Raw genomic sequence first — 13,955 nt, 5'->3', positions numbered from 1 at the left:
GGGGGGGCGGGCCGCGCGGCGCGGGTGTGTGGGGGGCCCCCGCGGGGGGGGCGGTCCGGGCGTCGGCCGCGGCGTCGAAGGCCGGGCAGGCCGCGGCGCGTGCCGCTTCGGCGGCGGCGGATGTCCGGACAGACCTCTGCAAGTGCAGGATCGACGTGGCCGTCCAGGCTGCCAAGGACGCCAGGGAAGCCGCCAACCACGCGAAGGACATCGCCAGCGCCGCCGACGCGGCCGGGAAGGCCGCGGAAAACGCGCAGGCCGCGATCAACGCGATCAGGGTGGCCGGTGGCCATGCCAAGCAGGCGGGGGATGCGGCCGCCGAGGCGGGCCGCTACGCAAGTGAGGCGGGGGCGGACGCCAGCAGGGCCAACAAAGCCGCCGCGGCCGCACGGGCGCAGTCCGCGCGAGCGGACCGGGCCGCCAACGCGGCCTACGCCTTCGCCGGTGAGGCCAAACAAGCCGCCTACGACTCGCGGGACGCGGCCAACCGCGCCGCCGACGACGCACGGGCCGCCGCCGCGGCGGCGGACGCGGCGGTCGCACACGCCGGGAACGCGGCCGACGCGGCCAAGGAGGCGACCGAGCACGCCAACGTCGCCAGCGCCGCCGCCGAACGCGCCAACACCGCCGCGAGCACGGCTGTCGCCCTGTTCGAGGCTGCCCGCAAAGCCGACGCCGAGCGGCTGGCGGTGCAGTCCCAGCAGGTCGAGGAAGCGGCGAGGGATGCCGCCGACGCCGGCGCCAAACTCGAGGCGAGCAAGAACTGGGCCGCGACCCAGGAAGCCCAGCGGGACGCGGAAACCCAGCGCCTGCTGGCGGAAGCGAGCGCACCGAACGCTGATCCCGCGCTCGTCATCGCCGACGGCCGGAAGATCGCGCTGCGGCTGACCGGCACGGGCGGTTCGTGGAACCGCGCCGCCGCGGCGGCCGCGCTCTCCGGCGCCGACGCCGAGGTGATCAACTACGTCCGCACCGGTATCGCCAGGGCCACCGGCCAGGACGACCGGGAGACGTTGACCAGCCTGGCGAAGACCGGTAGTGACAAGATGCGCGCCGCGGCCGACGCCGCCCTCGCCGGATCCGACGAGGACGTCGCCCGGTTCCTGCGAAACCCGGACTACCCCGCCCGCGACACCGAGTCCCGGCTCACGGTCAACCAGATCCTCGCGGCAGCGAAGACGGCGGGCAACACGACCGTCGTGCAGGCCGCGCAGAAGGCGCTCGACACCAACAACGGCGACGCCTACCGCGAGTTCCTGGACAAGGGGCAGTACAACGCGCTGGGGACCGACGACCGGCTGCATGTCAACCAGCTCGCGGCCGCGGACACGAGCGGGCTCGAACTCAAGGCTATGGCGAACGCCACGCTGGCGGGCCCGCCGGGGCTGATCCGGGAGTTCCTCGCGAGCGGCCAGCATGTCGCCGCTCGCCACGACCAAGAGGCGGCCGCCCATCTCGCCACGGTGGCCGGCTTCCTCTCCGAGGCGATCCGCGCCGCCACCGAAGCCGCGCAGAACGCGGCGATCGCGCAGAAGGTGGCCGCGATCGCCCGCAATGCCGCCAAGGAGGCGGACGCCTGGGGGAAGGCGGCCGAAAAATACGCCGGCGAGGCTTCCGGATACGCGAAGGAGGCTCACCGGCACGCCCTCGAAGCCGAACAGTCCGCCCGTAACGCGGCCGAATCCGCCGCCACCGCGGGCAGAGCGGCCGAGTCGGCGAAGGCGTCCGCGCAACGCGCAAGTCGTTCCGCGGTATGGGCACAGGTCTCGGCTCAGGAGGCCGCCGGCTATGCCCGTGCCGCCAACGACGCCGCTCGCGAGGCCTACGACAACCTGATCGCGGCGGGTAAGAAGGTCGACGAGGCCGTCGCCGCGGCCAACGAGGCCATCAACGTCTACAACCAGAAAATCAAGTCCGTCAGGGCCGACATCGCGCAGCGCCTTGCCGGGGAATGTAAGTACCTCGAGCACGTCAACCCCGAGGAATACAAGAACTGCATCTACACGAGCGGGTACACGGCGCTGCATCCCGGGGAAGTGGCACTCGAACGGTCCAAGCTGTGCAATCTCCTGTTCAGCGGAAGTGAAAACTATCGCCAGAACTGCCTGCACGAGGTTCTGAGCCCGCACTTCGAAGCCATGCAGGCGCTGACCCTGGCCACCCCGCTCATCGAGGCGGGCGTCGCGTTCGCGAAGGGCCTGCTGTTCCTGGAAATCGGAGTGGTCGGGGGCGCGCTGTGCGCCGAAGCCTGCACCGTGCTCTTCGCCGCTACTCCGTGGGGTATCGAACTCGCTCCGCTCGTCACCTCCGATATCGCGGCGGGGCTGTTCTCCGGCATCGGGGGCGCCGCCGGTGGCATCGGCGGGCTACGGCTGCGCGCGCTCCTCGAAGAAGACGCCGCGGGAGCCTCCGCAGCCGGATCCCGCATCGCGCGACTTCAGCAACAACTCGCTCGCTGGCCCGTTCCGCCCTGCCTCTGGAAAGGCGCCGGATACGCGGGGTTCGCGGTTCCTGCCTGCGGCCTCATCCCCTACAACAGCGACGAACTCGGCAAGCTCGCATTCATCGCCCGTGAAAGAGCGGGATACGGCCCCGGACGAAACGTCGCCGTCGCCAGGGTACCCGGCTGGAAGAGCGAAAACCCCAACGTTCCCGACGATTTCGTAGTTGGCTTCAGCAGCGCCGACGGGCAACAGGTGCACTCCGAAGGGCATATCCTCGAACAACTCCAGGCCAAGGGTTTTACCGCAAGGGATATCAAAGCCATTTACACTGAACGATCCCCCTGCGATGACTGCGAAAAACTCCTCAAAGATCTCGAGCAGGGAACGCCGATCACCTGGTCTGTTCCTTACAGTAAAGAGTGGTATGACGCTACCACTGATCTGCTCAAGCGTATGATCCAAGACGCGCGCCGCGGGTAGCTCGTATGCTGGGCTATACTCGCCTGCACTCTGTCCATTGGATTGTAGATAAGCTGGAGCCTGAGAAAGATGTCTGATCAAGCGGGTGCATCGAATGACGTGCTTGCCGCCTACGGCCGGTTGGCAACCCAAGTGTGCGCCGAGCTGGCTCGTGCGGGTTTGGTTTCCTATCGCGGTAATCGCGACGTCGAAGGTCGCCCTGGTGCGGAAGTCGAGATTCATGCCGCCGTAGACGGCAGCGGGGGCGTTTCTGTTAGCTGGATCACCAAATCCGAGCTTCTGGACGAAGTCCAGGATGCGATTTTCTCTGGGCAAACAGAAAGGCCGGTGGTGGCCTATTATGAAGCGATCAAAGGAACGATGAGAAATGCAATCAAGTCCATCCTGAGTGCTGCGGGATTTACTGTCGAAATAGTAGAGGAAATGAGTCCGGTGTTGTATGTGCGCTCGGCGCCGGGGAATAAATCGTGATAAGGGTGCCGGGTACGGTAAAGATTAGTTGACCACTGGCTGCCTTGTGGGGTGGCCGGGGGTGCGACCTCCCGGCCACCCGGGCGAAAGGCGGTCATTGGTCGGCTTCCGGAGTTAGCCTGATATCACGATGCTGCGCTCGACGGCTTCGGTGGCGAAGGTGATCAGGCGCTCCGGCCGGATGCGGTCCTGCCGGGATCCGCCGAGGAGCAGGTCGTCCGCGACGCCGATGAGCGCGTCCCACACCCAGTGCGCGAGGGCGGGATCGTCGATCAGGGTCTGGCCGTGCGCCTCCGCGCTCTCCCGTAGCGTCTTCACGAGCGCCTTCAGGGTGTGCCGGTACACCGTCGCCGATGTCGCCACGCCCTTCGAGCGCCGTCCGCCCGCGAGCACCTTCGCCTCCCACTGCGGGGCGGAGCGCCCGAGCCTGCGCCAGAGTTCGGTGATCTGCGGCAGAATTTCACGGAGTACTCCGGCGATACCGATCGTGACGTCCACTTCGGACAGAGTGGCCTGGATGTCTTCGAGGCGTCGGGCGGTCAGCGCGACGAAGACGTCGTCCTTGCCGCCGAAGTACTGGTACACGGTGCCGGAGCTGACACCGGCTCCGGCGGCGATCGCGCGCATGGTCAGCGCCGTGTAGCCGGACTCCTCGATGAGCCGCTCGGCGGAGGCCAGGATGTCACGCCGCCTGCCCTCGGCGTCACCCCATGCTGTCGGCAGCGGGCCGGTCGTCTCGGTCTTCGCCATGGAAACGACCTTAGCGCAAGTCTGGACGATGTTCATTTTAAGTATTGGACGTTGTTCATTTTGCGGTTATGGTGGCCTCATGGACGAGATGGACGCGGCATTGGCCCGCCGCCTCGCGGACGCGGCGGGCGCGGTCCTGCTGGATCTCCGGCGGACGAACCACGACCCGGACGCGGTGCGCGCGGAGGGTGACCGGCGGGCGCAGGAGGTCATCGATCGACAGCTTCGCGCGCACCGGCCCGCGGACGCGGTGTTGTCCGAGGAGGCGCCGGACGATCCGGCCAGACTGGCCGCCGACCGGGTGTGGATCGTCGATCCGCTGGACGGCACCAGGGAATTCGGCGAGCCCGGCCGTACGGACTGGGCGGTCCACGTCGCGTTGTGGCAGGCGGGGGAGCTGACCGCGGGGGCCGTCGCCCTGCCCGCACTCGGCCGCACCTACGCCACCGATGAGCCCATCCCGTCTCCGCCCGCGCGGGCCGGGCGCCTGCGCATCGCGGTGAGCAGAACGCGGCCACCGGCGGAAGCCCGCCAGTTGGTGTCCACATTGGACGCAGAACTCGTGCCGATGGGCAGCGCGGGCGCGAAGGTGATGGCGGTGGTCAGCGGCGAGGTGGACGTCTACCTGCACAGCGGCGGCCAGTACGAGTGGGACTCCGCGGCGCCGGTCGCGGTGGCCAGGGCCGCCGGTCTGCACACCTCGCGGCTGGACGGCACCGCGCTGACGTACAACAAAGCAGACCTGCGCGTTCCCGATCTGCTGGTGTGCAGGCCGGAGCTGGCGGGCGCGGTACTGGCGGAGGTGCCGGCATGACACTGGACCATCTCGACCGGCTGGAGGCCGACAGCATCGACATCTTCCGCGAGGCTGTCGCGGAGAGCGAACGGCCGGTGCTGCTCTACTCGATCGGCAAGGACAGTTCGGTGCTGTTGCACCTGGCGCGCAAGGCTTTCTATCCGAGCCCGCTGCCCTTCCCCCTGTTGCATGTGGACACCACGTGGAAGTTCCGGGAGATGATCGCTTTCCGGGACGAGACCGCGCGGCGTCTCGGTCTCGACCTGATCGTGCACCGCAATCCGGACTGTCTCGCGCAGGGCATCAATCCGTTCGACCACGGGTCGGCAACGCACACCGACCTGTGGAAGACCCAGGGTCTGCGGCAGGCCATGGACAAGCACCGGTTCGACTTCGCGTTCGGTGGCGCCCGGCGGGACGAGGAGGCCTCCCGCGCCAAGGAGCGGGTGTTCTCCTTCCGCAGCGCCCAGCACCGGTGGGAGCCGAAGAACCAGCGGCCGGAGCTGTGGCGGCTGTACAACACCCGGATCGGGCCCGGCGAGAGCATCCGGGTGTTCCCGCTGTCCAACTGGACCGAACTCGACGTGTGGCGCTACATCCGGCGCGAGCGGATCCCGATCGTGCCGCTGTACTTCGCCGCCCAGCGGCCGGTCGTCGAGCGCGACGGCACGCTGATCATGGTGGACGACGACCGGATGCCGCTCGCGGACGGCGAGGTCCCGGCGACGCGCAGCGTCCGGTTCCGCACGCTGGGCTGCTATCCGCTGACCGGGGCCGTGGAGAGCAGTGCTCGCACGATCGACGAGATCATCGCCGAAATGCGGACGGCCACCACGTCCGAGCGGCAGGGGAGGGTGATCGACCACGACCATTCCGGCTCGATGGAGCGGAAGAAGCAGGAAGGCTACTTCTGATGACCCAGGCGATCACCGAGGTGCGGGACGGCGAGGACGTCGAACACGCCGATCTGCTGCGATTCATCACCTGCGGCAGTGTCGACGACGGCAAGAGCACGCTGATCGGCAGGCTGCTGTACGAGTCCAAACTGCTCTACAGTGATCAACTCGCCGCGCTCACCGCCGATTCGAAGCGGCACGGCACCAGGGGAGCCGACCTCGACTTCGCGCTGCTCGTCGACGGCCTGGCCGCCGAACGGGAACAGGGCATCACCATCGACGTGGCGCACCGGTTCTTCGCCACCGAGCGCCGCCGCTTCATCGTCGCGGACACCCCTGGCCACGAGCAGTACACCCGCAACATGGTGACCGGTGCGTCCACAGCGGACGCCGCGGTGATCCTGCTCGACGCCCGCAAGGGCCTGCTCACCCAGACTCGCAGGCACACCCATGTGGTGGCACTGCTGGGAATCCGGCACGTGGTGCTCGCGGTGAACAAGCTCGACCTCGTCGGCTACTCGAAGGCCGTGTTCGACGAGATCAGCGCGGAGTACCGCGCTTTCGCCGCGGCACTGGGCATCGGGGACGTCGCCTGCATTCCGGTGTCCGCCGTCGAGGGGGCCAACGTGGTCGCTCGCAGTGAACGGACGCCGTGGTACGAAGGGCCGACGTTGGTCGAATGGCTGGAATCGGTCGAGGTGGACGACGGCGCGTCCACCGGCCCGGCGCGGCTGCTCGTGCAGTGGGTGAACCGGCCGGACGACACTTTCCGCGGCTTCTCCGGGCGGGTGGTGCGGGGCACGCTCCGCCGCGGGGAGCGCGTCCGGGTGCTGCCGGGCGGTCATGAGTCCACTGTGGAGCGAATCGTGACCATGGACGGTGATCGGGAGCAGGCGGTCAGCGGGCATTCGGTCACCGTGGTGCTGGCGGACGAGGTGGACGTCAGCCGGGGCAGTGTGCTGGCCGCGCTGGAGGCGCCCGCGGAGGTCGCCGACGCGTTCCAGGCGCACCTGGTCTGGATGGACGAGCACGAGATGCTGCCCGGCAGGCGGTACCTGGCCAAGTTCGGTGCGCGTACGACCGGGTTCACCGCCGAACACCCGAAGTACCGGATCGACGTGGACACCCAGGCGCATCTGCCTGCCAAGACCGTGCGCCTCAACGAGATCTGCGTGGCGAACCTGCACATCGACCGGCCGGTGGCCTTCGAGCCGTACCGGGCCTGCCGCGATCTCGGCTCGTTCATCGTGCTCGACCCGCTGAGCAACCGGACGGTCGGCGCCGGGATGATCGACTTCGCGACGCGCCGCACCGCGAACCTGCGGTGGCAGGCCCTCACCGTGGACAAGCGGGCGCGCGGAGTGCGCAACGGGCACCGGCCGTGCGTCGTGTGGTTCACCGGCCTGTCCGGTGCCGGCAAGTCGACAATCGCCGACCTGGTGGAAAAGGCGCTGCACGCCGAGGGAGCACATACCTTCCTGCTGGACGGGGACAACGTCCGGCACGGCCTGAACTCCGATCTCGGCTTCACCGACGCGGACCGGGTGGAGAACATCCGCCGGATCGCCGAGGTGTCCGCGCTGATGGTGGACGCCGGGCTGATCGTGCTGGTGTCCTTCATCTCGCCGTTCCGCGCCGAGCGGGCGCTGGCGCGCAGCCTGGTGGAATCCGGCGAATTCTGCGAAGTGCACGTCGACACTCCGCTGGAAGTGGCCGAGCGGCGTGATCCGAAGGGGCTCTACGCCAAGGCGCGGCGCGGTGAACTGGCCAACTTCACCGGAATCGATTCGCCGTACGAGGTACCCCGGGACGCCGAAGTGCGACTTGACACCACGGCCATGAGCGCCGAGCAGGCGGCCGAGGCGGTGCTCGCCAAGCTCAGGGAGATGCGAGTGCTCGGCAACTATTGAACGTTGTCCATAATGCTGTAGAGTCACGCTAGAACGTGTTCTAGGAGGTGTCGTGGCCGAGATCGCCGGGGCCTGGACCGAGTTCTGCCGCGCGTTGGAGCGAGCCGGTCAGGTCGTGCTGCGGGACACCGCGCCGGACACCCCGCTCGACCGGGCGGAAGGCTTCCGGTACTTGAGCAGGTTGACGCGCGAAATGCTCTATTCCTGCGTCGACAACGCCGACCCGGATTTCCCCCGGCTGCACGAACTCGATCTGGTGAAGATCGGCGCCGACAATCCGGACAACGTCTACCTGTCGGCGAACATCCGTGGCGATCGCAGTTACCGGATCACCGGGCAGCGCGGCACCATCGCGTACTTCAGCATCGGTTCCAAGGCCAACCGGTACGCCAAGGACGGCACCATGGCGTCCACCGGCGAGCTGACCGGCGCCGAGCTGGTCCCCGAACCGGACGGGACGATCGAGATCATCGCCAGCGCGACGAAGCAGGGTCGCAACTGGTTGCCGCTCGCCGCCGATTCCACCGGGCTCGTGGTGCGGCAGACCTACCTCGACCGCATTACCGAGACGCCGGGGCAGTGGCGGATCGAGCGGATCGAGGGGCCGGGCGAACCGGCCGAGCTGGATCCGGAGTTCCTGGCCAAGGCGTTCGGCAGGGCCGCGCTGTCGGTGCACGGGACCGCGGAGACCTTCGCCAGGTGGACCGAGAAGTTCATGGCCCGGCCCAACGAACTGCCCGACTTCGGCCAGGACTTCTTCCAGCGAGCCGGTGGTGATCCGGAGATCTTCTACCTGCACGGCTACTGGACGCTGCGGCCGGGCGAGGCGTGGGTGATCGAGACCGAGGTGCCGGACTGTCCTTATTGGAATTTCCAGCTGGACAACTGGTGGATGGAGTCGCTGGACCAGCGCCGCCGCATCACGGTCAACAAGCACACGGCCGCGCTGGACGAGGACGGCCGCGTGACCATCGTCGTGGCCGACCGCGATCCCGGCGTCGGCAACTGGATCGACACCTGCGGGCACACCACCGGTACCGCTCTGCTGCGCTGGCTCGGCGCGGAGCGGCACCCGATCCCGCGGTGCCGGGTCGTTCCTGCGGATTCCTTGGCGGTAAAGGAGAATCGATGACCTCGTCGTTGCGTGTCGACGATCTGCTGAGCACAGCGCGGGACAAGACGGGGTTGACCGAATTCGGCGACGACTGGTTTCTCGAACCGCTCGGCGTGCTCGTCGCCGCGCTCAACGACGAGGCCCGGTTGTCGGAACTCGGTTTCCAGCTGACCCAGCGCAGGGTGATCGCACTGCTGGCGGACCGGCTCCGGCTGCGAGCGGTGCAACGTGAGCATCCGGAGATCCTCGACGTCGAACCGGTGGTGGCGGCCGAGATCTGCGGCCTGCCACGCACCGGATCCACGCTGCTGCACCGGTTGCTGGCCGCCTCCCCGAAGCTGACTTCCACACTGTCCTGGGAAACCTCCTATCCGATACCGTTTCCCGGTGAGGGGCCCGGCGCCGCCGAACGCAAACGTCGCGCGCAGGAGCGAATGCAGGCGTTTCTCGATCTTTCCCCGAACTTCGGCGATATCCACACCATTACCTGGGACGGCCCGGAAGAGGACGTGATCCTGGTCGACCGCTCGTTCACCTCGATGAGCTTCGACTCCTTCTACTGGGTGCCCAGTTACGGCGACTGGCTGCGGGCCGCGGACCAGAGCAAGGCGTATCAGGAGCTGTACCAGTGGTTGCAGGTCCTGCAGTGGCAGGATCCGGCGCGGGCGGGCCGGAAGTGGGTGCTGAAATCGCCGCATCACCTCACCGCGGTGGACACCGTGCTGGACACCTTCGAGGGGTGCCGGATCGTGATGACGCATCGCTCCCCGGCGCGTGCGGTCCCGTCCTACGCCTCGATGGTGTGCACGATGTCGGCGCAGTACAGCGAGAAAAGCGATCCGGTCGCGGTCGGCCGGTACTGGAGCGATCGGTTCGCCACCGCCCTGCGCGAGTTCACGGCGGTGCGCGCCCGGCGGCCGGACCGGTTCGTGGACGTCCGGTTCGACGCGATGCTGACCGAGCCGGTCGCGCAGGCCCGCCGGGTGCTCGGGGAGCTGGGGCTGACTGCCGACGCCGCGGACGACGCAGCGTTTATGTCCTATGTGGAGCGTGACAAGAAGGAAAGGAACGCCGCGCATTCCTACACGGCGGAGGATTTCGGGCTCTCGGCCGACCAACTCGACCGCGATTTCGCGGCCTATCTGGAGGTGTACCTGTGATGCTCGACGGTGAAGTCGTTCTCATCACCGGGGTCGGGCCCGGACTGGGCGTCAAGCTGGCCGCTCGCGCCGCGGCGGAGGGCGCGAAGGTCGTCATGGCGGCGCGCTCCACCGACGTCATGGAAAAGGAAGCGGAGAAGATCACCGCCGCGGGCGGGGAAGCCTTCGGTCTTTCCTGCGACGTCCGCAAACCCGACGAGGTGGCGCGTCTGGTGGACGCCGCCGTCGAGCGGTTCGGCCCGATCACGGGGCTGGTCAACTCGGCGTTCGGTCATCCCGGCCTCAGCGCGCTGCTCGACACCCCGGAGAAGGCGATACGCCGCTCCATGGACATCATTCTCTTCGGCGCGCTCAACGTGACCCGCGCGGTGGTCCCGCACATGAAGGCGGCGGGCCGTGGCTCGATCGTCAACATCGGCACGATGGCGACCCGCAAGCCGATGCTGGGCGACGGCGGGTACGCGGTGGCCAAGGCGGCGATGAGCTCGGCGACGCGCTCCCTCGCCGTGGAACTCGGCGAACACGGCATCCGGGTCAACCAGGCGGTGATGGGCTGGCTCGACGGCCCCGGCGTCCGTTACTACCTGCGGATGACCGGCGAACAGCGCGGGGTGTCCGAGCAGGAGGTCTACGACGAGATCGCCGCCCGCAACCCGCTCGGCCGGATTCCGCCGGACGAAGCGTGTGCGGGTTCCGTGCTGTTCCTGCTGTCCCGCTACGCCAGCGAGGTCACCGGGGCGACGTTGGACGTGAACGGCGGGGAGTACATGCCGTCATGAGCGAAGCTTGCGAGCGAATCATGGACATCATGCGCCAAAAAGGATTGGACACTGTCTCGCGGAGCGAGTCGATCGCATGAGTAATGTTGTCGAGTCCGTCACGGTCGAGATCGGCGCGCCCGCGGAGTTCGTCTGGGACGTGCTGATCGACTATCCGCGTTATCCCGAGTGGAATCCGTACACCGTCAAGGTGGACACCACGCTGCGCGTCGGCGAGGCGATCGACCTGACGTTGCCCAACAGGGACGGCTCGGCGGGTACGTTCGTCAACCGCGAGTACATTCGCGTCGTCGACCCGCCGCGTCATCTGCGGTACGACACCGGCGACGAACTGCCCGGCATCTTCGCCTTCCGCGACCAGTGGATCGAACCGCTCGGGCCGGCCCGGTGCGGCTACCGCACCACGGACACGTTCAGCGGCAAGTACGCGGATGTGGTGATCGAGCAGACCGGGCAGTGGGTCAAGGCCGGATTCGACGCCGTCGCCCGCGCGCTGAAAGCACGCGCCGAAGAACTTTGGGTGGCCGAGGCGAGATGAGGCCGCCGGAATCGACCGTCGCGATAGTCGGCGCCGGCCCGGCCGGGGTGCTGACCGCCGTCCGGCTGCTGGACGCGGCCGCGCGGGCCCGTCGCCGGATCGATCCGGTCCTCATCGATCCGGCCGCCGAGGTCGGGCACGGGACGGCCTACCGGACACCCGAGCCGAAACACCTGCTCAACACGCCCGCGGGCAAACTCGGCGCGGATCCCGCCGACCCCAGCGGTTTCGTGCGCTGGAGCAGTGAACGGCTCAGGCGACCGGTGGGGCCCGGCGAGTTCCTGCCGCGCCGCCACTTCGGGGATTATCTCGGCGCTTTGCTCGATTCGACCGCTCGGCGTAGCGGCGCGCACTGGGACTATGTGCGTGAGCGAGTCGTGCGGCTGGAGCGGTCCGAGGCGGGCGTGACACTGGAACTGGCGTCCGGTGCGACGCTCGCCGCGTCGGCGGCCGTGCTCGCCGTCGGGCCCTGCGCCCCGGACTGCGGCTGGGCGCCGCGACAGCTCCGGGAGTCGCCCCGGTTCGTCGCCGATCCGTGGGCGCGCGACGGGGGATTCTCCTCGGACGGGGACGTGCTGTTCGTCGGAACCGGGCTGACCATGGTCGACCTCGCCATCCAGCTCGACCGTCCGGATCGGACACTCCATGCGGTGTCCCGTACGGGTTTGCTGCCCCGTGCGCACGCGTCGCGGCCGGGGGCTCCGGTCGTCGCACCGGACCTCGCCGGTTTGGGGCCCGACGAGGTGTGGCGCGCGGTGTCCGGCGGGCGGAGCTGGCGGTCGGCGGTGGACTGCCTCCGCCCGGTCGCTTCGGCACTCTGGCGTGGGTTCTCCGTTGCCGAGCAGGAGCGTTTTCTCGCCGAGAAGTCGCGGTACTGGAACGTTCTGCGCCACCGGATGGCGCCGGTGGTCGCCCATCGGCTGCGGAGGATCCGGCGGGACGGCCGTCTGCGCCTGCACACCGGAGAGGTCACCGGAGCGGTGGAGGACGCCGGCGGGCTGCTCGTCGCGCTGTCGGACGGACAGGTGCTGCGCGTCGGCCTCGTCGTCAACTGCACCGGGCCGAAGCTGGATCTGCGTGCGGGCGGGAAACTGGTGCCGGGTCTGTTCGCGGACGGGCTCGCGATGCCGGGCCCGCACGGGCTGGGTATCGACACCGCTGCCGACGGGCGTGTGCTCGCCCGCACCGGTCCCGACACTCCTTTGTGGACGCTGGGCGCACCACGGGTCGGCACGCTCTGGGAATCCACCGCCATTCCGGAGATCCGGGACCAGGCCGACGCCGTCGCCGCTTCTGTGCTGTCGTTCGTGACAACGCGGAAGACGCCGACCGCCGGACTCGGTACGCTGCCGTGAGCCGGGGATGGAGCTACTGGCCGGTGCGGCCGTCGATCCGTTCGCGCAACAGATCGACGTGCCCCAGATGGCGGGCGTACTCCTCGATCATGCTGACCAGGACCTCGCGCAGCGACATCGCGCCGCCACCGCTGCCGTGCCGGTTCAAGGGATCGTCACCGGTGATGTCGAGGCTGGGCGCGTCGGCCACGAAGCGCGTGGCGAAGTCCACCTCGGCACGCCACGCGTCCCACGCCTGCGCGACGATCTGAGGGTCGGGAACGGCGCCGTCGAAATCGCCGTCCGGTTCGGCGGCGGAACAGAACAGCCGGGATACGTCCTGCCCTGCCATCAGCACCCGGAACGTCGCGCGCTCCACCTCGGCCAGATGTCGCACGAGCCCCAGGAGCGACATCGTCGAGGGCGCGATGGAGCGCCGTGCCATCGCTTCCGCGTCGAGGCCCGCGCATTTCATTTCCAGGGTGAGCCGTTGACAGCGCAGGGACTCGGTCAGCGTGGTGCGTTCGTCACCCAGCCTCGCCCGGTCTTCGCGCGGGTCGTCGGGGGACGGTCTGCCGTCCTCGGTGAACATGTCGGCTCGTCGGGTCGCCATGACCGCCATCATCGGCTAGGTGCCCGAGGGGCGACAAGCGAATAACGCTTCGCTCGGCCCGGACCGAGGGACGCTCAGGGCGCCGTAGTCCGCAAAGGATGACGAGCTTGCGGTGTCGCGAACGTTCCGTTTGGGACGTTGATCCTGGATTCGCCGGCCGGCTATGCCCCGAGGGGGACCTTCACTCCTATGCGAGGGGAGCAAAGCCGCCTCGTTCCGCAGCAGGGCGTCATCACGCATGAATCTCCCGAGCCAGCAGGCGACTTTTACCGCGCAAGTCACACGCTGCGAGGAACCTCGAAGGCCGTGAAGGGGCCTTTCGTAGCCTCCAACGCACCGAAGGGTTCCTTCGCCGCACATAGTCCACAAAGGACAATTTAGTGTATGTGGCACGCCGCCTTCACGTCATCCGAACGCCGCTGGGGCCAGGTTGATCGTCGCGAACGCGTCGTTCGCGAGGTGCTGCCGAGCCATGTGCCTCAGCCGCGCGAACCGCCGAGGGATGCCCTTGTCGCAACCCGCGCTACCCGCCGCGTGCGTCCGGATTCGTAGCGTTCTTTGTGGACTCCTGTGTCGTGAAGGGGGGGGTTGGCGCGCGGGGGGGCGCCGATATTCCCCTCACACGCAGGGAGACCCGGGAAAACCCCCCAAAGCTAGACCCCCGGGTGAT

12 protein-coding genes are annotated in these 13,955 nt (G+C 68.3%); 10 read left to right on the top strand and 2 right to left on the bottom strand.

Annotation, left to right across the window (positions count from 1 at the left end; translation table 11 throughout):
• Positions 1-155 precede the first annotated feature (155 nt).
• Both ACFWY9_RS40350 and ACFWY9_RS40345 read left to right on the top strand, forming a co-directional pair.
• Positions 156-2,924 (top strand): nucleic acid/nucleotide deaminase domain-containing protein, encoded by a 2,769-nt coding sequence (locus ACFWY9_RS40350; protein WP_378341359.1) that lies wholly within the window; start codon positions 156-158, stop codon positions 2,922-2,924.
• A gap of 69 nt (positions 2,925-2,993) precedes the next feature.
• Positions 2,994-3,395 carry a hypothetical protein gene (locus ACFWY9_RS40345; protein WP_378341358.1) on the top strand — a complete coding sequence of 134 codons (402 nt, stop codon included), beginning with the start codon at positions 2,994-2,996 and terminating at the stop codon, positions 3,393-3,395.
• A 114-nt stretch (positions 3,396-3,509) separates the two neighbouring features.
• On the opposite strand, the gene ACFWY9_RS40340 is transcribed toward ACFWY9_RS40345, so the two are convergent.
• The gene (locus ACFWY9_RS40340; protein ID WP_378325694.1) at positions 3,510-4,145 is read right to left on the bottom strand and encodes a TetR/AcrR family transcriptional regulator; all 636 of its coding nucleotides are present in this window, start codon (positions 4,143-4,145) and stop codon (positions 3,510-3,512) included.
• A 79-nt stretch (positions 4,146-4,224) separates the two neighbouring features.
• On the opposite strand from ACFWY9_RS40340, the gene ACFWY9_RS40335 reads away from it, so the two are divergent.
• The 8 genes from ACFWY9_RS40335 (at position 4,225) to ACFWY9_RS40300 (ending at position 12,693) form a co-directional block, all read left to right on the top strand.
• On the top strand, positions 4,225-4,959 hold the full coding sequence (locus ACFWY9_RS40335; protein WP_378341357.1) for a 3'(2'),5'-bisphosphate nucleotidase CysQ: 735 nt from the start codon (positions 4,225-4,227) through the stop codon (positions 4,957-4,959).
• Positions 4,956-5,855, top strand: coding sequence for a sulfate adenylyltransferase subunit CysD (cysD, locus tag ACFWY9_RS40330; protein ID WP_378325696.1), 900 nt, complete (start codon positions 4,956-4,958; stop codon positions 5,853-5,855). The genes ACFWY9_RS40335 and cysD overlap by 4 nt, the downstream gene beginning before the upstream one ends.
• On the top strand, positions 5,855-7,747 hold the full coding sequence (gene cysN, locus ACFWY9_RS40325; RefSeq protein ID WP_378341356.1) for a sulfate adenylyltransferase subunit CysN: 1,893 nt from the start codon (positions 5,855-5,857) through the stop codon (positions 7,745-7,747). Before cysD ends, cysN begins: the two co-directional genes overlap by 1 nt.
• 52 nt (positions 7,748-7,799) lie before the next feature.
• Positions 7,800-8,879, top strand: a complete 1,080-nt coding sequence (locus tag ACFWY9_RS40320) for a DUF1214 domain-containing protein (RefSeq protein ID WP_378341355.1) — start codon at positions 7,800-7,802, stop codon at positions 8,877-8,879.
• The gene (locus ACFWY9_RS40315) at positions 8,876-10,021 is read left to right on the top strand and encodes a sulfotransferase family protein (protein WP_378325699.1); all 1,146 of its coding nucleotides are present in this window, start codon (positions 8,876-8,878) and stop codon (positions 10,019-10,021) included. The genes ACFWY9_RS40320 and ACFWY9_RS40315 overlap by 4 nt, the downstream gene beginning before the upstream one ends.
• A complete protein-coding gene (locus ACFWY9_RS40310) occupies positions 10,021-10,800 on the top strand; it encodes an SDR family oxidoreductase (RefSeq protein ID WP_378341354.1) in 780 nt (259 codons plus the stop codon). The genes ACFWY9_RS40315 and ACFWY9_RS40310 overlap by 1 nt, the downstream gene beginning before the upstream one ends.
• A 76-nt stretch (positions 10,801-10,876) precedes the next feature.
• Positions 10,877-11,338, top strand: coding sequence for an SRPBCC family protein (locus ACFWY9_RS40305; RefSeq protein ID WP_378341353.1), 462 nt, complete (start codon positions 10,877-10,879; stop codon positions 11,336-11,338).
• Positions 11,335-12,693, top strand: a complete 1,359-nt coding sequence (locus ACFWY9_RS40300; protein WP_378341352.1) for an FAD/NAD(P)-binding protein — start codon at positions 11,335-11,337, stop codon at positions 12,691-12,693. Before ACFWY9_RS40305 ends, ACFWY9_RS40300 begins: the two co-directional genes overlap by 4 nt.
• 13 nt (positions 12,694-12,706) lie before the next feature.
• Here ACFWY9_RS40300 and ACFWY9_RS40295 read toward each other — a convergent pair whose 3' ends face one another.
• A complete protein-coding gene (locus ACFWY9_RS40295; protein WP_378325703.1) occupies positions 12,707-13,285 on the bottom strand; it encodes a DinB family protein in 579 nt (192 codons plus the stop codon).
• Positions 13,286-13,955: the final 670 nt, after the last annotated feature.

This window comes from Amycolatopsis sp. NPDC059027 (genome assembly GCF_042739735.1).
In the GTDB taxonomy this organism is placed as follows: Bacteria; Actinomycetota; Actinomycetes; order Mycobacteriales; family Pseudonocardiaceae; genus Amycolatopsis.
Note: the sequence above shows the minus strand (reverse complement) of the source record. Positions and strands in the feature narration are given on the sequence as shown.